At 59.7% G+C, this 18264-nt stretch carries 18 protein-coding genes; 8 read left to right on the top strand and 10 right to left on the bottom strand.

The features are described 5' to 3' along the window. Positions 1 to 123: 123 nt before the first annotated feature. Positions 124 to 1572 carry an aldehyde dehydrogenase family protein gene (locus ACYZTW_RS06905; protein ID WP_462004266.1) on the bottom strand — a complete coding sequence of 483 codons (1449 nt, stop codon included), beginning with the start codon at positions 1570 to 1572 and terminating at the stop codon, positions 124 to 126. 8 nt (positions 1573 to 1580) lie between these two features. Next, positions 1581 to 3218 (bottom strand): 5-guanidino-2-oxopentanoate decarboxylase, encoded by a 1638-nt coding sequence (locus ACYZTW_RS06900; RefSeq protein ID WP_462004265.1) that lies wholly within the window; start codon positions 3216 to 3218, stop codon positions 1581 to 1583. A 159-nt stretch (positions 3219 to 3377) separates the two neighbouring features. Here ACYZTW_RS06900 and ACYZTW_RS06895 point away from each other — a divergent pair, with 159 nt between their 5' ends. Next, entirely contained in the window at positions 3378 to 4259 is an 882-nt protein-coding gene (locus ACYZTW_RS06895; protein WP_462004264.1) for a LysR substrate-binding domain-containing protein, read from the top strand. Between the two features lie 162 nt (positions 4260 to 4421). On the opposite strand, the gene ACYZTW_RS06890 is transcribed toward ACYZTW_RS06895, so the two are convergent. Continuing rightward, the gene (locus ACYZTW_RS06890; RefSeq protein WP_462004263.1) at positions 4422 to 5036 is read right to left on the bottom strand and encodes an NAD(P)-dependent oxidoreductase; all 615 of its coding nucleotides are present in this window, start codon (positions 5034 to 5036) and stop codon (positions 4422 to 4424) included. Between the two features lie 174 nt (positions 5037 to 5210). Beyond that, the gene (locus ACYZTW_RS06885; protein WP_462004262.1) at positions 5211 to 6095 is read right to left on the bottom strand and encodes an MBL fold metallo-hydrolase; all 885 of its coding nucleotides are present in this window, start codon (positions 6093 to 6095) and stop codon (positions 5211 to 5213) included. 208 nt (positions 6096 to 6303) lie between these two features. Between ACYZTW_RS06885 and ACYZTW_RS06880 the strand changes: the two genes are divergently transcribed. Then, on the top strand, positions 6304 to 7209 hold the full coding sequence (locus tag ACYZTW_RS06880; RefSeq protein WP_462004261.1) for a LysR family transcriptional regulator: 906 nt from the start codon (positions 6304 to 6306) through the stop codon (positions 7207 to 7209). Positions 7210 to 7428: 219 nt separating this feature from the next. After that, positions 7429 to 7605, top strand: a complete 177-nt coding sequence (locus ACYZTW_RS06875) for a hypothetical protein (RefSeq protein WP_283189005.1) — start codon at positions 7429 to 7431, stop codon at positions 7603 to 7605. Between the two features lie 9 nt (positions 7606 to 7614). Here the strand turns inward: ACYZTW_RS06875 and ACYZTW_RS06870 are convergent, their stop codons facing one another. Further along, positions 7615 to 8511 (bottom strand): helix-turn-helix domain-containing protein, encoded by an 897-nt coding sequence (locus ACYZTW_RS06870; RefSeq protein ID WP_415766673.1) that lies wholly within the window; start codon positions 8509 to 8511, stop codon positions 7615 to 7617. A 188-nt stretch (positions 8512 to 8699) separates the two neighbouring features. Between ACYZTW_RS06870 and pobA the strand changes: the two genes are divergently transcribed. After that, a complete protein-coding gene (gene pobA / locus ACYZTW_RS06865; RefSeq protein WP_462005714.1) occupies positions 8700 to 9884 on the top strand; it encodes a 4-hydroxybenzoate 3-monooxygenase in 1185 nt (394 codons plus the stop codon). 80 nt (positions 9885 to 9964) lie between these two features. Then, positions 9965 to 11482: an MDR family MFS transporter gene (locus ACYZTW_RS06860; RefSeq protein ID WP_462004260.1), complete on the top strand. Its 1518-nt coding sequence runs from the start codon at positions 9965 to 9967 to the stop codon at positions 11480 to 11482. Positions 11483 to 11617: 135 nt separating this feature from the next. Here ACYZTW_RS06860 and ACYZTW_RS06855 read toward each other — a convergent pair whose 3' ends face one another. From ACYZTW_RS06855 to ACYZTW_RS06840, 4 genes are all read right to left on the bottom strand, one after another. Then, positions 11618 to 12466, bottom strand: a complete 849-nt coding sequence (locus ACYZTW_RS06855; protein WP_462004259.1) for a cache domain-containing protein — start codon at positions 12464 to 12466, stop codon at positions 11618 to 11620. Positions 12467 to 12743: 277 nt separating this feature from the next. Continuing rightward, positions 12744 to 13619, bottom strand: coding sequence for an ATPase (locus ACYZTW_RS06850; RefSeq protein ID WP_462004258.1), 876 nt, complete (start codon positions 13617 to 13619; stop codon positions 12744 to 12746). 118 nt (positions 13620 to 13737) lie between these two features. Further along, positions 13738 to 14730 carry an NAD-dependent epimerase/dehydratase family protein gene (locus ACYZTW_RS06845; RefSeq protein ID WP_462004257.1) on the bottom strand — a complete coding sequence of 331 codons (993 nt, stop codon included), beginning with the start codon at positions 14728 to 14730 and terminating at the stop codon, positions 13738 to 13740. 54 nt (positions 14731 to 14784) lie between these two features. Continuing rightward, a complete protein-coding gene (locus ACYZTW_RS06840; RefSeq protein ID WP_462004256.1) occupies positions 14785 to 15678 on the bottom strand; it encodes a LysR family transcriptional regulator ArgP in 894 nt (297 codons plus the stop codon). A gap of 96 nt (positions 15679 to 15774) precedes the next feature. On the opposite strand from ACYZTW_RS06840, the gene ACYZTW_RS06835 reads away from it, so the two are divergent. The 3 genes from ACYZTW_RS06835 to ACYZTW_RS06825 all read left to right on the top strand — a co-directional run bounded on the left by ACYZTW_RS06835 (position 15775) and on the right by ACYZTW_RS06825 (position 17558). Further along, positions 15775 to 16176, top strand: a complete 402-nt coding sequence (locus ACYZTW_RS06835) for an ACT domain-containing protein (RefSeq protein ID WP_462004255.1) — start codon at positions 15775 to 15777, stop codon at positions 16174 to 16176. A gap of 7 nt (positions 16177 to 16183) precedes the next feature. Then, the gene (locus ACYZTW_RS06830) at positions 16184 to 16786 is read left to right on the top strand and encodes a LysE/ArgO family amino acid transporter (RefSeq protein WP_462004254.1); all 603 of its coding nucleotides are present in this window, start codon (positions 16184 to 16186) and stop codon (positions 16784 to 16786) included. Between the two features lie 175 nt (positions 16787 to 16961). Next, complete coding sequence (locus ACYZTW_RS06825) at positions 16962 to 17558, top strand: superoxide dismutase (protein WP_462004253.1); 597 nt, start codon at positions 16962 to 16964, stop codon at positions 17556 to 17558. A 174-nt stretch (positions 17559 to 17732) separates the two neighbouring features. Here ACYZTW_RS06825 and ACYZTW_RS06820 read toward each other — a convergent pair whose 3' ends face one another. Further along, entirely contained in the window at positions 17733 to 17999 is a 267-nt protein-coding gene (locus tag ACYZTW_RS06820; protein WP_462004252.1) for a DUF6124 family protein, read from the bottom strand. Positions 18000 to 18264 lie beyond the last annotated feature (265 nt).

Below are 18264 nucleotides of genomic sequence, written 5' to 3'. Positions count from 1 at the left end.
GAGTTGAGCCGACAGGTTCATCCTGAGGTCGTGCAAAACACCTGACTATCGATAAAAACTCATTGAAGCCATGACGCCAGCTCATGCCTCATCACGAGGCATGCGCTGACCCTTTTCGAGCCGTCAGACCGCTCGAATCACGTGTTTGATTTCCTGAAAAGCCTGCAAACCCCACGGCCCCAATTCGCGGCCGATGCTGCTCTGTTTGTAGCCACCCCAGGCGGTCTGCGGGAAGATCACCTGCGGCGCGTTGATCCACACAAGCCCCGCCTGCAAGGCGTTAGCGACCCGATCTGCCGCTTCGGCGTCGCGGGTGACCACGCTGGCCACCAGGCCGAACTGGCTGTCGTTGGCCAGGGCAATCGCCTCGGCTTCGGAGGCAAAACTGCGCACGCAGATCACCGGCCCGAAAATCTCTTCACACCACAGCGCACTGCCTGGGGGCACGTCGGTGAAAATCGTCGGCTGCAAAAAATAGCCGCGCGGCAGGTCTGCCGGACGATTACCGCCGCACATCAGCTTGGCGCCAGCACTCAAACCGCGATCGATATGGCCAAGCACGCGCTGGTATTGCGCCTGATTGACCAGTGCGCCCATTTCCACGTTCGGGTCGAACGGGTCGGCCACGCGAATGGCTTCAGCGCGGGCCTTCAAACGGCTGAGGAACTCTTCGGCCAGTTCATCGGCGACCAGCACGCGGCTGGTGGCGGAACACATCTGCCCGGCGTTGAAAAAACCACCGCCACAGGCCACTTCCACGGCCAGTTCGATGTCTGCATCTTTGAGCACCAGCAGCGAGGATTTGCCGCCCAGTTCCAGGCTCACGCCTTTGACGGTTTCTGCTGCGCGTTGCATGACCTGCACACCGACCGCGTTGCTGCCGGTGAAGGAAATCTTGGCGATGCGCGGGTCAGCCGACAACGGCGCGCCGACCGCCAAGCCCGTGCCGCAGACCAGGTTGAACACGCCTTTGGGCAGACCGGCCTCGGCGATGATCGCCGCCAGTTCCAGTTCCGGCAGCGGTGTCACTTCGGACGGCTTGAGCACCACGCAGCAACCGGCGGCCAGGGCCGGGGCGAGTTTCCAGGCGGTGGTGACCATCGGGAAATTCCACGGCACGATCAGGCCGACAACACCGCACGGTTCGCGGCGCACACGAGCGCTGAAGTCATCGCTCGGCAGCTCCACGTTGCTGTCTTGCTTGGCATCGAGCCCTTCGGCCAGACCTGCGTAATACTCGAAGGTGGCGATCACGTCGTCGACGTCGATGGCGGCTTCAAACAGCGGCTTGCCGTTGTTGTTCGACTGCAAATGCATCAGCTGTTCGCGACCGGCCTGCACACCCGCAGCAATTTTGCGCAGGATCGCGCCGCGCTCGGCGCCGGTGGTTTTCGACCAATCCTTGAAGGCGTTGGACGCGGCAGTGACGGCTTGATCGACAGCACGTTCATCGCCGCCGTTCACGGTGGTCAACAAGGCTTCGGTCGCCGGGTTGATCACGCGCAAATGTTCGTTGCCGGCCGACCATTGACCGTCGATGAACAGACCGTCGAGTGCCGTTGGGAAAGTCATGCGGAAAGTCATTTCGACACCGCCTTCATCCACGAAGTCTGATCGATTTCAATCAGGGTCGGGCCCTGACGATCGGTGGCGGCACGCAAGGCAGTACGCAGTTGCTCGACACCGTCGACGGCTTCGGCGGCACAGCCCAGCGCCTTGGCCACGCCGATGAAGTCCGGGGTGTAGATGTCCACACCGACCGGCTCGATGGCGCGGTTGACCATGTATTTCTTGATCTCTTCGTAGCCCTGGTTATTCCACAGCAGGACGATCACCGGGGTGTGCGCTTCAACCGCGCTGGCCAGCTCCGGCAGGGTAAATTGCAGGCCGCCGTCGCCGATCAGGCACACCACGGGAGGCCGGACACCCCCTTCGACGCTACCGCCGAGCCAAGCGCCGATCGCCGCCGGCAAGGCGTAACCGAGGGTGCCGTAACCGGTGGACGAGTTGAACCAGCGACGCGGGCGTTCCGGGTTGAACGTCAGGTTGCCGGTGTACACCGGTTGGGTCGAATCGCCGACGAAAACTGCGTTTGGCAGTTCGTGCAAGACGGTTTCCAGGAAGCGGGTCTGGGCCAGGGTCGGAGCGTCCCAAGTAGCGGCCAGTTCGTCGCGCAAGCGTGCGGCACGGACCTGGCCCCAATCGTTACGGCGCTCGGCCAGCGAGTGGTGAGACAGTTCGCTCAGCAAGGCTTGGGCGGCGTTGCGCGAGTCGGCCACCAACGCGACTTTCGGCGGGTAGTTGCGCACGGTCTGGTCGGGGTCGATGTCCACACGCAGCAGCACGCCAGGAATCTCGAAACCGCCGGCGAAGGTGACGTCGTAATCGGTTTCGGCCAGTTCGGTGCCGATCGCCAATACCACGTCAGCCTCGGCCACCAAAGCGCGAGTCGCGATCAGGCTCTGGGTCGAGCCGATCAGCAACGGATGGTTGGATTCAAGCATGCCTTTGGCATTGATGGTCAGGGCCACCGGGGCGTCCAGCAGTTCGGCCAGTTCAGTCAACTCGGCGGCGGCATCGATGGCACCGCCACCGGCGAGAATCAGTGGGCGCTTGGCACCGGCCAGCAGCGCGGTCATGCGGCTGATTGCGCTCGGCGAGGCGCCGGCGCGGTCGATGTTCACCGGTACGCTGGCGAGCAGGTCATCGGCTTCTTCGACCAATACGTCCAACGGAATTTCGATATGAACCGGGCGCGGACGTCCGGCCTGGAACAGAGCAAAGGCACGCGCCAGGACGCCCGGCAATTCCGCCGCCGACATCAAGGTGTGGGAGAACGCTGCAACGCCACCGACCAATGCGCTCTGGTTTGGCAGCTCGTGCAGCTTGCCGCGACCGCCGCCCAATTGGCTGCGCGATTGCACGCTGGAAATCACCAGCATCGGGATCGAGTCGGCGTAGGCCTGGCCCATGGCCGTGGTGATGTTGGTCATGCCAGGGCCGGTGATGATGAAGCACACACCCGGTTTGCCGCTGGTGCGAGCGTAACCGTCGGCCATGAAACCGGCGCCCTGTTCGTGACGCGGAGTGACGTGGTTGATGCTCGAACGGGCCAGCCCGCGATACAGCTCCACGGTGTGAACCCCGGGAATGCCGAACACCTGCTCAACCCCGTAATCTTCGAGTAACTTGACCAATACTTCGCCGCACGTCGCCATGTCTTTGCCCTTTTTGTTCGTTTGAGACGCCGGACCTGCGCAGTGTTTATGATGAGTGGGCAGGTCCAGGGATGGCCTCATTGGAACGGGCGACACGTAGCCGCAACAATGGATAAAAAGTCATACTAGCCATGTCCTCACGTCATACCTTGGATCCCAATGAAACGATTGCCTCCCCTGCCGGCGCTGCACACTTTTCTGATTACCGCGCAGTGCTGCAACTTCACTCGTGCTGCTGAACAGCTTTACATCACCCAAGGTGCGGTGAGTCGGCAGATCGCCGGGCTGGAAGAACATCTGGGTTATGAACTGTTCATTCGCCAGGCCCGAGGCCTTGACTTGACCGCCGAAGGACGGGAATGGCTGCCACGGGTCCAGCAGATTTTCGGCTTGATCGACGAAGCCGTGGAGCAGATCGGCGAGAAGCGCGAAACCCTGCAACTCAAGGCTCCGACGTGTGTCATGCGCTGGCTGTTGCCGCGGCTGTTGCAGTGGCAACGGGAGCGACCGGATGTGCCGGTGGAATTGACCACCACGGTCAAACACGGCGTGGATTTTCATCGCGAACAGTTCGATGCAGCGGTGATGTACGGCGCACCGCCGGACAGTTCATTGGTGTCTCAACATCTGTTTGATGAACAGCTGACGCCGGTCTGTTCCAAGCCGTTGCTCGAAGGTCCGGTGCCGCTGCTGACGCCGGAGGATCTGGAGCAGCACATGCTGCTGCACCCGACCCGGGATGAACGGGACTGGAAGGCCTGGCTGGCCACTGCGGATGTTCGCTTGAGCAATGTCGGCAAAGGCCAGCATTTCGAAACGCTGGACCTGGCGATGTCGATGGCGTCCCAGGGGACAGGCGTGGCGATCGGGGATTGGTCGTTGATTGGCGATGATTTAAGTGCCGGGCGGCTGGTCATGCCGTTTGAATTGAAGGTGAAGACCGGATTGGCGTATTACCTGGTTTTCCCGGAGAAACCCGGACCTTCGCCGAAATTGCGCGAGTTGATGGGGTGGTTGGTGGAGCAGGCTCAGGCGCGGTGAGTCGAAACCCTGTAGCAGCTGGCGAAGCCTGCGTTCGGCTGCGCAGCAGTCGTAAACCGGTATCCACAGTTTTTCTGACACACCGCGGTGGATGGTTTTACGACTGCTGCGCAGCCGAACGCAGGCTTCGCCAGCTGCTACAGATTTGTGGTGTTACAAGGATCAATACCCGACTGCAAACCGCTGCCGAGGATGCTTCGGCGCTTCCACTTCATCGATCATCGCAATCGCATAATCAGCAAAAGTAATCCAGCTCCGCCCTTCGCTACTCACCGGCAAATCATCCTTGCCGATCCGAAACGTGCCGGTGCGCTCACCTTCGACAAACTCTGCCGACGGCGACACAAAGGTCCAGTCCAGCTCTTTTTCCTGCCGCAGGTTTTCCAGAAACAGCGCACCGGCACTGGCCTCAGCCTTGTACGCCTGCGGAAAACCCTCGCTGTCGATGACGCGGGTTCCGTCCGGCAGCAACAGCGAACCGGCACCGCCCACCACCAGCAGACGTTTCACCCCGGCCTTCTTCACCGGCCCGATCACAGCGCTGGCAGGAAGCGTCGCGAAGTGCGCAGCGCTGATCACCACGTCATGGCCCGCGACTGCCGCTTGCAAGGCTTCAGCGTCGAGGGCATCCACATTTCTGCTGACCACACCGGCCCGCTGGCCGATCTTCGAAGTGTCGCGGGCGATAGCCGTAACGCTGTGGCCACGACGCAGGGCTTCTTCCAGCAGTTGGCTGCCGGCACGACCGGTGGCACCGATGATTGCGATTTTGCTCATGACGTTCTCCAGTTGGATTTTGGTGAGTCAGTACAAATCTGGATGATGAAAGGACTTTGTGGTGAAGGGATTTATCTGTGGCGAGGGGATTTATCCCCGTTGGACTGCGCAGCAGTCCCAAGCGTTGACGACTGCTTCGCAGCCGAACGGGGATAAATCCCCTCGCCACAGAACTCATTCACCCCACTTCATCTCGCCCTTGGCGACTTTGGCGCTCAGTTCAAGCGAGCTTTCTTCACCCAGCTTCGGGTAGCGTTTTTTCATCGCAGCGATCAGCGCGGCAGCGTCCTTTGCCTTGGCGGTTTCTTCGTCGAACGCCTTGATGTAATCGGCGGTGAACTGCACGGCGGCCAGGGAGCGGGCGCTTTCACCGAGGTAATGACCCGGCACGATGGTTTTCGGTTTCAGGGTTTCGATGGCATGCAGCGTAGTCAACCAATCGGCGTGGGACTGCGGCGTCTGGGTGTCAGCCATCCACACATGGATGTTTTCTGCGACGACGACGCCACCGACCACGGCCTTGATCGACGGAATCCAGACAAAGGTGCGATCCGGCTGCTTGCCGTCCAACCCCACCACCTGCAACTTCTGCCCTTCGAGCATCAGGCTGTCGCCTTTGAGTACCTGCGGCACGATAGTTTTGGCCGGTACGTCAGCGCCCATTTTCGGCCCCCAGAACGCCAGTTTGCCGTCGACGGTTTTCTGGATGTGATCCACGGTCGGCTGCGAGGCGAGCACTTTGGCGTTGGGGAATGCGGCGGTCAGGGTATCGAGGCCGAAGTAGTAATCCGGGTCACCGTGGCTGATGTAGATCGTGGTCAGTTGCTTGCCGCTGGCACGGATCTTCTCGACCACTTGCTCGGCCTGGGATTTGCCAAATTGCGCATCCACCAAAATCGCGTCTTTCTCGCCGCTGACCAACACCGAGGTCACCGGGAAAATCGCCTTATCGCCCGGGTTGTAGACGTCCAGGGTCAGGCTCGATGCAGCCGCATGAGCCGCGAAGCCAAGAGCGGCGCTGGTCAGTAAAACGCGTTTGAGAGTGGTGAAACCGATCATCTGTTGCTCCGTTGTCCGAATGCCGTGCTTGGCGATGGTTCTGTAGGAGCTGTCGAGTGAAACGAGGCTGCGATCTTTTGATCTTGCCTTTACCAGATCGCAGCCTCGTTTCACTCGTCAGCTCCTACAGGGGACAGAGCTTAGTTGCATGACTCAGTACAAAAAATGCGATGCTGGAACATAGTTTGTTTCTGAAAGCGGGCAAATCATGGATCGTCTACAAGCAATGCGGGTGTTCGTCACAGTGGTTGACCTCGGCAGCCAGTCGGCCGCCGCCGATCACCTGGACCTGTCACGGCCCGTGGTTTCGCGCTATCTGGCGGAGCTGGAGGATTGGGTCGGCGCACGTTTGATGCACCGCACCACGCGCAAGTTGAGCCTGACCGCTGCCGGCAGTGAAATCCTGCCCCGTTGTCGGCAGATGCTCGACCTGTCCACGGACATGCAAGCCGCCGTCAGCGAACCGGACGAGGCACCGCGCGGCGTGTTGCGCATCAGCGTCAGCACTTCGTTTGGTCAGGCACAATTGGCGGATGCCATGGCCGCTTACGTCAAACGTTACCCTGGCGTCAGCATCGACATGCAGATGCTCGACCGCACGGTGAATCTGGTGGATGAGCGCATCGATCTGGCGATTCGCACCAGCAACGATCTGGACCCGAACCTGATCGCGCGGCGGTTGACCGTCTGCCGCTCGGTGATCTGCGCCTCCCCCGCTTATCTGCTCGAACACCCGACGCCGCTGCGGGTCGAGGATCTGAGCCAGCACAATTGCCTGACCCACTCCTACTTCGGCAAAAGCCTCTGGCATTTCGAGGAGGACGGTGAGCAGGTGTCAGTGCCGGTGCAGGGCAACATCAGCGCCAATGAAGCCAGCACGCTGTTGCGCGCGGCGATGGCCGGCGCCGGGGTGGCGATGCTCCCCAGTTATCAGGCGGGTGTGCATATCCACAGCGGCGAACTGATCCGCCTGCTGCCCCACGCTGAACCCCGGCAGATGAACGTTTACGCGGTGTATGCCTCACGCAAACACATGCCGGCGGCGTTGCGCAGCATGCTGGATTTTCTGGTGTTGAGGTTTCCCGAAGAACCGGTGTGGGATATCGGCCTGTAAACGAATCCCCTTGTGGGAGCGAGCCTGCTCGCGAATGCGGCGGGTCAGTCAACATCATTGTTGAATGATTAACCGCATTCGCGAGCAGGCTCGCTCCCACAGGGATGCATTAGTGTTCTGAATACCGGGTTACATGCAAACGCCGCTTTGGTGGCAACTCACTGGCCCTGACCTATGCTGAAAGTAATACCGAAAGGTATTCGTTCAGAGGTCAACGCCATGAACATCAAAACAAGAAGATACCTCGCGATTTTCATCACCTGCGCAGCCACGCTCGCGCTGTATGGCACCGCGGCCTGGCGCGTTGAGCAGTTGCGACAAATGCCCCGTGAATACGCGAGCTGTAACTTCGAGCGCTGCATTCCCCACAACGCGACCCTCAACGCCCTCAAGTAACGAAGGGGATCAGGCCTCGTTGTCCTGATCGGCCTTCAAGCGGTCGCGAAATGCCTTGGGCGAGATCCCCACTCGACGTCGGAACAGGCGCGTGAAGTTGGTCGGATCAGAGAATCCCAACACGTCGGACATTTCATAAATGGTCATGCTGGTGTAGGTCAGCAAACGCTTGGCCTCCAGCAACTGACGCTCGTGCATGATCTGCAACGCCGGTTGTCCCGCCAGCTCACGGCAAGTGCCGTTGAGGTGTGACACGGAAATCCCCAGCCGATGAGCCAGGTCCTCGACTTTGACGTGTTGGCGATAGGTCTCTTCCACAAGCTGGATAAAACCGTTGAGGTATTCCCGGGCACGCTGCGGACGCTGGCTGGCGTTGCGGCGGGAAATCACCTGGCGACTGACCCACACCATGATCACGCTGACCAGCGAATGCATGAGCATTTCGCGAGCCGGTTGGTGACCGGTGTATTCGTCTTGCAGCGCTGAAAACAGGCTGTTGAGATATTCGCCTTCCTTGCCCGCCGGATAACTTTCGGCCTGGGCCAGGGCGTTCACCGAGTTGCCCAGTTGCGCCTGAAGATGGGCAACCAGCGGCGCGGCAAGGGTCACGACAAACCCTTCGACGTCCTCGGAAAACCGATAGCCATGTACCGATAACGGCGGCAACACCAGGATCGCCGGCTCGGTCAGTTGTGTACGTTTGCCTTCGATTTCAAGCTCTGCCTGACCTTTGAATACGAAGAGCAACTGGCACAAATCGGCGTGACGGTGGGGTTTGATTTCCCATTGATGTTCGCGGCTGCGTTTGGAAATGGTTTCACAGTGCAGCAAGTCCGGGGTCGGCCAATCCAGGCTTTCACCGTAGAGCTTGAACACTGGAATCGAAGGTAGGTCAGGCTTGTTCATCACTTCAATCCAGGCCTCGGGGGTAGGCGGGCGATAATCGCACCGATTGGCAGAATGTACAGGTATCGGCTCAGTTTTCCCCTTCAATTGACAGACTCGCGAGAGAAAAATGCAAGCACTCGATCCATAAAAATTACTCACCGGCCTTGGTCGCGTGAAGCTTGCGAGTCATAAAAACAATGAAAACGCTGAAAACCCAAATCGCCATCATCGGCGCCGGTCCGTCCGGTTTATTGCTCGGCCAATTGCTGCACAACGCCGGCATCGACACCCTCATTCTCGAACGCCAGACCCCGGACTATGTGCTCGGACGAATCCGTGCCGGCGTCCTCGAACAAGGCATGGTAGAGCTGTTGCGCCAGGCCGAGGTGAGTCAGCGCATGGACACCGAAGGGCTGGTCCACACAGGCTTCGAACTGGCCCTCGACGGACGCCGGGTACACATCGACTTGCAAGCCCTGACCGGTGGTAAAGCAGTGATGATCTACGGTCAGACCGAGGTCACCCGCGACCTGATGGCCGCTCGTCGGGAGGCCGGTGCGCAGACGATTTACGAAGCCGGCAACGTCGTTCCTCACGGGATGAAAACCGATGAGACGTTCGTGACTTTTGAGAAGGACGGCGAGCTGTATCGACTCGATTGCGACTACATCGCCGGGTGTGACGGTTTCCATGGCGTGTCCCGGCAGTCGATTCCCGCGCAGTGCCTGAAAGTGTTTGAGCGGGTCTATCCGTTTGGCTGGCTCGGCATTCTCGCTGACACGCCGCCTGTTCACGAAGAGCTGGTTTACGCCCGGCATGAGCGCGGTTTTGCCCTGTGCAGCATGCGTTCGGCCACCCGCACTCGCTATTACCTCCAGGTGCCTGCCGACGATAAAGTCGAGAACTGGTCTGATCAGCGCTTCTGGGATGAACTCAAATCCCGTCTGCCTGGCGAGTTGGCAGCGTCGTTGGTCACTGGGCCTTCCATCGAAAAAAGCATCGCGCCGTTACGCAGTTTTGTCGTCGAACCGATGCAGTACGGGCGGATGTTTTTGGTCGGTGACGCCGCGCACATCGTCCCGCCCACCGGCGCCAAGGGCCTGAACCTGGCGGCCAGCGACGTCAGTACGCTGTTCACTATTCTGCTGAAGGTTTACCGAGAAGGCCGTGTGGATTTGCTGGAGAAATACTCTGAGGTGTGTTTGCGCCGGGTGTGGAAAGCCGAACGGTTTTCCTGGTGGATGACCTCGATGCTGCACCGTTTCGAGGATAACGATGCCTTCAGTCAGCGCATCGCCGAGTCGGAACTGGCGTATTTCGTCGACTCCGAGGCCGGTCGAAAAACCATTGCAGAAAATTACGTCGGTCTTCCATACGAGGCTATCGAATAGCCTGCTACCGACTTACACTGGCGAGCATCCACGCTCGCCTTGCTCCTTGCGGGTCAATCACTGTCCGCAGGTTCTAACCCGTGACCAATCTCAACCAGCCTGAAACGCCCAAACCGGCCATTCGCAGCGTGTTGATCGCCCTGATGCTGTCGATCTTTCTTGGCGCGCTGGACCAGACCATCGTCGCCGTCTCGATGCCGGCCATTTCCGCACAATTCAAGGACGTCAGCCTGCTGGCCTGGGTGATTTCCGGCTACATGGTGGCGATGACGGTGGCCGTGCCGATCTACGGCAAACTGGGCGATCTCTACGGTCGCCGCACGTTAATGCTGTTTGGCATGGGGTTGTTCACGGTCGCTTCGTTTTTCTGCGGCATGGCCCAGAGCATGGAGCAGCTGGTGCTGGCGCGGATTCTTCAAGGCATCGGCGCTGGTGGGATGATTTCGGTCAGCCAGGCGATCATCGGCGACATCGTGCCGCCCCGGGAACGCGGCCGCTATCAAGGCTATTTCAGCAGCATGTACGCCGTGGCCAGTGTGGCCGGCCCAGTACTTGGCGGTTACATGACCGAGTACCTGTCATGGCGCTGGGTATTTCTGATCAACCTGCCGTTGGGCCTCGGTGCCTGGCTGGTGGCCAATCGAACGCTGGTGGGTTTGCCAGTGCCACAACGCAAACCGATCATCGATTACCTCGGTACGTTGCTGATGATCATCGGCTTGACCGCCTTGTTGCTGGGCATCACCCAGGTCGGCCAGGGCCATTCGTGGCGCAGCGCCGAAGTGCTGGGCCTGCTCGCTTGTGCGGTGTTGGTACTGGCGCTGTTCGTCTGGCATGAACGCCGGGCGCTGGAGCCGCTGCTGCCGATGCATTTGTTCGCCAACCGCAATGCGATCCTGTGCTGGTGCACGATCTTCTTCACCAGTTTCCAGGCGATCTCGCTGATTGTGTTGATGCCGCTGCGCTTCCAGAGCGTTACCGGCGCCGGGGCCGACAGCGCCGCGCTGCATCTGTTGCCGCTGGCGATGGGCTTGCCGATCGGTGCGTATTTCGCCGGCCGCCGGACCTCAGTGACCGGGCGCTACAAACCCATGATCCTGACCGGCGCCGTACTCATGCCGATGTCGATTCTTGGTATGGCGTTCAGTCCTCCCCAGGCCTTTGTACTCAGTAGTCTGTTTATGTTGCTCAGCGGGATCGCTAGCGGCATGCAGTTCCCGACTTCCTTGGTCGGAACGCAGAACTCGGTGGCCCAACGGGACATCGGTGTCGCCACCAGCACCACCAACCTGTTCCGCTCACTGGGCGGCGCGGTGGGTGTGGCCTTGATGTCGGCACTGCTGTTGGCGCTGTTGCAGGACTCAAGTTTTGCCCACCTGGCCGGCTCGTCGATGATTGCCGAGGGCAGTTCGGGGAACGTCTTGCTCGATGGTTTGAACGCTGCGCCGGGGGATGCGCAGAATGCCTTGCGTGCCGAACTGCTGCTGACCTTCCGGCATTTGCTGATGGTCAGTGCGGCGGTGTCGCTGCTGGGGTTGGCGGCGGCGATTGCCATGCCGAATATGGTGTTGCGGGGGCGTGAGGACAAGGTTCGGTAGATAGACCGAAGCGCCTGCATTCGCGAGCAGGCTCGCTCCCACAGTAGATCTCCGGTGATCACAGCATTTGTGTACGACGCAGATCCAATGTGGGAGCGAGCCTGCTCGCGAATGCGGTGTGTCAGGCACCGCCATTCAAGGGCTGTAATACCCGACAGCCACCAGAAAATGCCCGACCTTTTTCAGGTAGGCATGCTTGTCCTCGACCTTGCCGGTCACCGGGTTTTTCCAGCGGTATGCGTATTCGCCGTAGTCCTGCTTGGCCATCAGCGCCAGAACCGGCTCCCCAACCGGCTTGCCTTCCGGGTCCTTGATCTTGCTGAAATCGGTATTGATCAACCGCAGGTTGGTGCCGTGGGCGACATAACGCTGGTTATTCAGGTCGACGACGAAGACGTACAGGTCATCCTGCAAGTAACCGCCCTTGAGGGAGTTGATGGCCGTGAGCGTGCCCTTCTCGTCCTTGGCCAGATCGGTCGCCGCTTTGTTCAGCAAGGCCATCGCCTGTTCCGCTGACGCCCGCGGTAAGTAATAACCCACCGCCAGGATCCGCTGACCGATGCGCTGGTAGAACACATGCTTGCGTTCGACCTTGCCGTCGGACCAGTTCTGCCAGCGATATTCGGCCTGCTGAATGCCATTGCCCTCCGGCACGTTCAAGGCGTCTTTGAAGGCTTTCTGCAAATCCGGCCCGAGCACATCGGACACATCACGGCCAATCAACGCCGAAGATGGCCCGCCGCTGGCGAGCATCACGCCCTTGGTGTCGACCACGAACACGTAACGATCCTTGTCGACAAACTCGCCCTGACGGCTGAATGCAGCGAAGGCTTTGTCGCCATTGTCGTGGTAGTACGCCAGGGCTTTTTCCAGCAAGGCTTTGGCAGCCTGGCTGTCGTCCTTTTCCGTGCCGGCAGCTTGAACCTGCCCCAGGCACATCAAAAGCATCACGCCCAGCAAGGCCAACCTATGCAAAAACCCCATTGCGCATCCCTCGTTCTTGTTGATGTTTCAAGAGCGTAGACGGCGTGGGGTTATGTACGAATATTCAGCAAAGCACAGAGCGTGTAGCCGCTGTCGAAGACTGCATTCGGCTCTGTAGCAGCTGTCGAGCCCCAGCGAGGCTGCGTTCGGCTGCGAAGCAGTCGTCAATCAACCAACGCGGTGCTTCAGGTAAACCGAGTTAATTGAATTGACGACTGCTGAGCAGCCGAACGCAGCCTCGTTGGCTCGACAGCTGCTACACAGGCCGGTTGAAGGCTCACTGCCTTGCGCGGAGCTGCTGCTGCAAATTCTGGATCTGCGCCTGAAGGGTGTTGATGTTGCGGGTGACCTGACCACGGAAGGCGTCGAATTCGGCGGTATTGGTCCCGCCTGGCGTCGCGGCCGGGCGATTGTCCTGTTGGCTTTTGAGGATAATGACTTCCTGCTCCAGACGCTCGATGGCGGCGCTCGGGTTGCCTTGTTTCTTCAGTGCAACGATGTCGGAGCCAAGGCTTTTAAGTTGCGCGTCGAATTTGTCTGTGTCCGCCGGGGAGCTTTTCAGCACGGCTACATCGCTGTTCAAGACTTTGACCTGAGCCTGCAATTGAATGGTGGCGGTCTGTTGCTCGGTGCTTTGCGCGGTCATCTGCGCCAAGCGCTTATCCAGCTCGGTGGTCTGCGCGCTCATCAGTGCCAAGCGCTTGTCCAGATCAGTGGTCTGGCCGACAACGCCTTGCTGTTGTTTGCTTTGATCCTGGAGTTTGCTTTCCAGCTGTTTGATTTGCAGCTTCAAGGCTTCGCTGTCGCTGCTGACGTTGGTCTGACTGGCGACAACCTTGCCGGAAATGTCCTGCAAGCGCCCCGCCGCATCCTCACTGATACGCGCGAAACTTTCCTGGGTCGCCACCAATTGCTGTTCCATCAGCGAGAGCTGCTGGAAGCTCCACCAGGCAAGGCCTGCAAACGCAAAGAACAAGGCGCCAACCAGCGCCCACAGCGGGCCGGTGCTCGGGCTTTTGACTTTAACGACTGGCGCAGTCCGCGAATGCACGGAGTTACGAGCGGTGGTCGGAAAATCATCGTCGTCGAGGCTGTCGGCACGCAGGCTCGGTACATCGTCGAAGTCGTCGTTGGCATCGTTACGCATGGACATTGAGTCAACCTTTGTGGAACGCGGTGATGGCTTGATGCGGCGCAGTATAACCCCCACTACCGCATCGATTGACCCTCAACCCCGAACTCGGTTCAGAGTTGCGGCGCTAACCCGCGCGTCAGCGGATGTCCTGGGCCTTCCACCAACCGCAGAATTCATCGAGGGCGGTCCAGAGACTGACTTTGGGATCGTAGTCCAGATAATGCCGGGCGCGGCTGATGTCCAAGGTGAAATTTTTGTTCATCACCTGCATGCCCAGACGCGACAGGGTCGGTTCGGGACGACCCGGCCACAGCTTGCACACGCCCTCGTTGAGCGCCGCCACGGTGTAGGCCAAACCGTAGGAACGGTAGCGGGTGACCTGTGGGACATCCATCTTGCGCATCACGTAATTGACCACGTCCCACAACGGAACCGGCGTGCCGTTGCTGATGTTGTAGGCCTTGCCCAAGGCCGAACCGCTGGCCAGCAAACTGCTGAGCAACGCTTCATTGAGGTTTTGCACGCTAGTGAAATCAACCTTGTTGAGGCCATTGCCGATGATGGCGAGCCGTCCCTTGCGCTGCATTTTCAGCAATCTCGGGAAAATGCTCATGTCGCCAGCCCCCGTCACGAAACGCGGGCGCAGGGCCAGGGTTTCGAGGCCGAACTCCTGAGCGCCGAAAACTTTTTGTTCGGCCAGGTATTTGGTCGCGGCGTAGGGATGTTTGAAGCGCTTGGGCACCTGTTCTTCGGTCAGCCCCAGGTGATCGCGACCATCGAAGTAGATCGACGGCGACGACAAGTGCACCAGTCGTCGAACCCGCTGTTTCAGGCAGGCCTCGACTACGTTCTCGGTGACCTGGACATTGCCTTGATGGAAGTCCTGATAACGCCCCCACAAGCGGACCGCGCCAGCGCAATGCACCACGGCTTCGACGTCTGAGCACAGGTCGCGTGCCAGTTCCGGGTCGCTCAAGTCTCCCTGGATGAACTCGGCGCCACGGCGCACCAGATGCTCCACACTTTCGGCCCGGCGACCGTTGACCCGCACGTCCAGGCCCTGCTCCAGGGCAAAACGCGAAAAGCGTCCGCCAATGAAGCCGCTTGCGCCGGTAACCAGAATCTTCATGAATTGCTCCGAATATTTCGTTTTGCGTATTGCGTGAGGTCTTGACGCTGCCCGTCAGTCCAACGGCACCAGCCATTGCTTCGACGAGCGCACCAATTGATCGGTGAGTAAACCCAGCAACTGACCGCCATTGCGCCAATGATGCCAGTACAGCGGCACATCGATCGGCTTATCGGGCAAAAGCTCCACCAATACACCGCGCTCCAGTTGCTCGCGCACCTGCAGTTCAGGCACCAGGCCCCAACCGAGTCCCGCTTCGGTGAGGCGGATGAAGCCTTCGGACGAGGGGCATAGATGGTGTTCGAATCCGCCATCGACGCCGAGGGACGCGAGGTAGCGATGCTGTAGGAAATCGTCCGGGCCAAAGACCAGCGCGGGGGTTTTCGACAACAGATCGGCGCGCACACCTTCAGGAAAATGCCGGGCGATAAATGCTGGACTGGCCAGCGCTCGATAACGCATGGCGCCCAATAACACGCTGCGCGCACCAGCCACCGGACGCTCACTGGCGCAGATGCACGCGGCCACTTCGCCAGCGCGCATGCGTTTGAGGCCCACCGTCTGGTCTTCGACGACCAGATCCAGCAGCAGGTGTTGCTCGGCGCAGAAATCACTGACGGCTGCGGCCCACCACGTGGCAAGACTGTCGGCGTTCAAGGCGATGCGCAGGCGTTCCGGCAGACCTTCTTCGTCCAGCGCCGGGACCAGCGTCTGTAGATCCCGCTCAAGCAAACGCACCTGCTGGACATGGTTGAGCAGCCGCCGACCAATTTCAGTCGGGGCTGGCGGCGTGATCCGCACCAACACCGGCTGGCCGACCCGCGCCTCCAGCAGTTTGATGCGCTGAGAGATTGCCGATTGTGACAAGCCCAGCACCTGCGCGGCGCGTTCAAACCCGGCCTGCTCGACCACCGCGGCCAAGGCAGAAAGCAATTTATAGTCGAACATCAGTTTTCCTAATGAGCGATCAGCATGATTGGTTTTTCTTATACAGCCTGACACCGGAGAATGGCCAGCACGAACTCTTGAACAAGGATCACCGACATGGCTGGCGAAACGTCATTGGCAACCCTGCTGCGTAGCATGAGCCCGCAACTCAATGTCGGCGAATACGTGTTCTGCACCCTGCGCGACGGCCAGTTGCCGGCAGCCCTTGAGATTGTCGGTAGCTTTCGCGAGCAGGAAGGTCTGACGGTGATTCTGGAACGTTCCCACGCCGAGAAGGCCGGCTTCAGTTTCGATTACGTCGCGGCCTGGATCACCTTGAACGTGCACTCGGCCCTCGAAGCCGTCGGCCTGACCGCCGCGTTCGCCACGGCATTAGGCCAGGCCGGCATCAGCTGCAACGTGATCGCCGGCTATTACCACGACCATTTATTCGTCGGCCAGGCCGATGCCGAACGCGCCCTGCACGTGCTGTGGGATCTGGCGGCCAACGCGGAGTAAACATCTTATGTGGCAAAGCTATGTGAACGGCCTGTTGGTGGCCGCGGGGCTGATCATGGCGATCGGTACTCAAAATGCGTTCGTGTTGGCTCAGAGCCTTCGGCGTGAACATCACCTGCCCGTGGCGGCACTCTGTGTGGCCTGCGATGCCTTGCTGGTGGCCGCCGGGGTATTCGGCCTGGCGACGGTGCTCGCGCAGAACCCGACATTGCTGGCAATCGCCCGTTGGGGTGGCGCGGCGTTTCTGATGTGGTATGGCAGCCTGGCGTTGCGTCGGGCCTGCTCGAAACAGAGCCTGCAACAGGGCGAAAACCAGACGGTGCGCTCGCTGCGGGCGGTGATGCTCAGTGCTTTGGCCGTAACGCTGCTTAACCCGCACGTTTATCTGGATACCGTGTTGCTGATCGGCTCCCTCGGCGCACAACAAACCGAGCCCGGTGCTTATGTGGTGGGCGCGGCCAGTGCGTCGTTGCTGTGGTTTTTCACCCTGGCGCTCGGCGCGGCGTGGTTGGCGCCATGGCTGGCTCGGCCGAGTACCTGGAGAATTCTCGACCTGCTCGTCGCCGTGATGATGTTCACCGTGGCAATTCAATTAATTGCCGCTGGCTGATTATTCCAAAAGGCTCTGGAACCTCTATCCCACACAGTTGTTGCGTGGTTATGCCGCACCCCCGGTGCTATGATCCGATCCCTGCGCCGCAAAGAGTACAAACTCCCCGGCGCTTGTCTGGCCGCCCGTGATCGGCCTTGCGCTCACCGCAACTGACCTGATTAGGAGAATCATCATGGCTTTCGAATTGCCGCCGCTGCCTTACGCACACGATGCCCTGCAGCCGCACATTTCCAAGGAAACTCTGGAATACCACCACGACAAGCACCACAACACCTACGTCGTGAACCTGAACAACCTGGTGCCTGGCACCGAGTTCGAAGGCAAGACCCTGGAACAAATCGTCAAGACTTCCTCGGGCGGTATCTTCAACAACGCCGCTCAGGTCTGGAACCACACGTTCTACTGGAACTGCCTGGCGCCAAACGCCGGCGGTCAACCAACCGGCGCACTGGCTGACGCGATCAACGCAGCCTTCGGTTCGTTCGACAAGTTCAAGGAAGAATTCAGCAAGACTTCCATCGGCACCTTCGGTTCCGGTTGGGGCTGGCTGGTGAAAAAAGCTGACGGTTCCCTGGCCCTGGCCAGCACCATCGGCGCCGGCAACCCGCTGACCAACGGCGACACCCCGCTGCTGACCTGCGACGTCTGGGAACACGCTTACTACATCGACTACCGCAACCTTCGTCCAAAATACGTCGAAGCGTTCTGGAACCTGGTCAACTGGAAATTCGTGGCTGAGCAGTTCGAAGGCAAAACCTTCACCGCTTAAGATCGACGCCAGTCAAAAAACCCGGCTTTTGCCGGGTTTTTTTATGGGCGCTGGAAATGTGTTGCCTGTCAGGCCGTCTTCGCGAGCAGGCTCGCTCCCACTGGGCTCAGTGGTGTACTTGTGGGAGCGAGCTTGCTCGCAAAGAACGATGACGCGGTAGAACTGACTGAACGCCTATTCCTGCAGGTCGACGATATCCAACGCCCGATTAACGGCTAAGTCCGCCAACATGACGATCTGCGCGATGGCCAACGCCGTACTGCGCTGGGAGCCGGTCAGGTAGGTGGCGAAATCACTGGCCAATACGTTGGCTGAAGCCAATGACTCACAGGCGTGGGCCAGGAGGGATTCGGTATCCATGTCCCGGACGATCATGAACATAGTGTTGGGACTGTAGGATTTGGTGGTATTGAAGGGGGGATCGGGGATTAACTTATCCACTTACATTTCCTTTTGAGTTCGGTGCCATCGATTCCCGATCTCACTCGAAAAAGAGGTGGCAGCTATGTGCAGGGTGAGATCACCGGCAAAAGGAACCCGGCCGGACCGAAGTCCGCCCGCACACAGCCGCCATAAAACAATTGCTGACAGCCTGGAGCTGGCGGCAATTATGGAGGGCCTAGCGCTGGTTTCCAATTGCTTAGTCGGGGATCTCACTCCCGATCGCTGATTTTCAGCGACAGCCAAAATGTTATTGACCCCGCTT

This window comes from Pseudomonas sp. LB3P25 (genome assembly GCF_054897985.1).
This window is presented reverse-complemented; position numbering and strand designations above follow the sequence as displayed.

Coding starts and splice junctions, on each gene's coding strand:
- ACYZTW_RS06905 (WP_462004266.1), bottom strand. CDS start 1,572: ATGACTTTCCCAACGGCACTCGACGGTCTGTTCATCGACGGTCAATGG.
- ACYZTW_RS06900 (WP_462004265.1), bottom strand. CDS start 3,218: ATGGCGACGTGCGGCGAAGTATTGGTCAAGTTACTCGAAGATTACGGG.
- ACYZTW_RS06895 (WP_462004264.1), top strand. CDS start 3,378: ATGAAACGATTGCCTCCCCTGCCGGCGCTGCACACTTTTCTGATTACC.
- ACYZTW_RS06890 (WP_462004263.1), bottom strand. CDS start 5,036: ATGAGCAAAATCGCAATCATCGGTGCCACCGGTCGTGCCGGCAGCCAA.
- ACYZTW_RS06885 (WP_462004262.1), bottom strand. CDS start 6,095: ATGATCGGTTTCACCACTCTCAAACGCGTTTTACTGACCAGCGCCGCT.
- ACYZTW_RS06880 (WP_462004261.1), top strand. CDS start 6,304: ATGGATCGTCTACAAGCAATGCGGGTGTTCGTCACAGTGGTTGACCTC.
- ACYZTW_RS06875 (WP_283189005.1), top strand. CDS start 7,429: ATGAACATCAAAACAAGAAGATACCTCGCGATTTTCATCACCTGCGCA.
- ACYZTW_RS06870 (WP_415766673.1), bottom strand. CDS start 8,511: ATGAACAAGCCTGACCTACCTTCGATTCCAGTGTTCAAGCTCTACGGT.
- ACYZTW_RS06855 (WP_462004259.1), bottom strand. CDS start 12,466: ATGGGGTTTTTGCATAGGTTGGCCTTGCTGGGCGTGATGCTTTTGATG.
- ACYZTW_RS06850 (WP_462004258.1), bottom strand. CDS start 13,619: ATGTCCATGCGTAACGATGCCAACGACGACTTCGACGATGTACCGAGC.
- ACYZTW_RS06845 (WP_462004257.1), bottom strand. CDS start 14,730: ATGAAGATTCTGGTTACCGGCGCAAGCGGCTTCATTGGCGGACGCTTT.
- ACYZTW_RS06840 (WP_462004256.1), bottom strand. CDS start 15,678: ATGTTCGACTATAAATTGCTTTCTGCCTTGGCCGCGGTGGTCGAGCAG.
- ACYZTW_RS06835 (WP_462004255.1), top strand. CDS start 15,775: ATGGCTGGCGAAACGTCATTGGCAACCCTGCTGCGTAGCATGAGCCCG.
- ACYZTW_RS06830 (WP_462004254.1), top strand. CDS start 16,184: ATGTGGCAAAGCTATGTGAACGGCCTGTTGGTGGCCGCGGGGCTGATC.
- ACYZTW_RS06825 (WP_462004253.1), top strand. CDS start 16,962: ATGGCTTTCGAATTGCCGCCGCTGCCTTACGCACACGATGCCCTGCAG.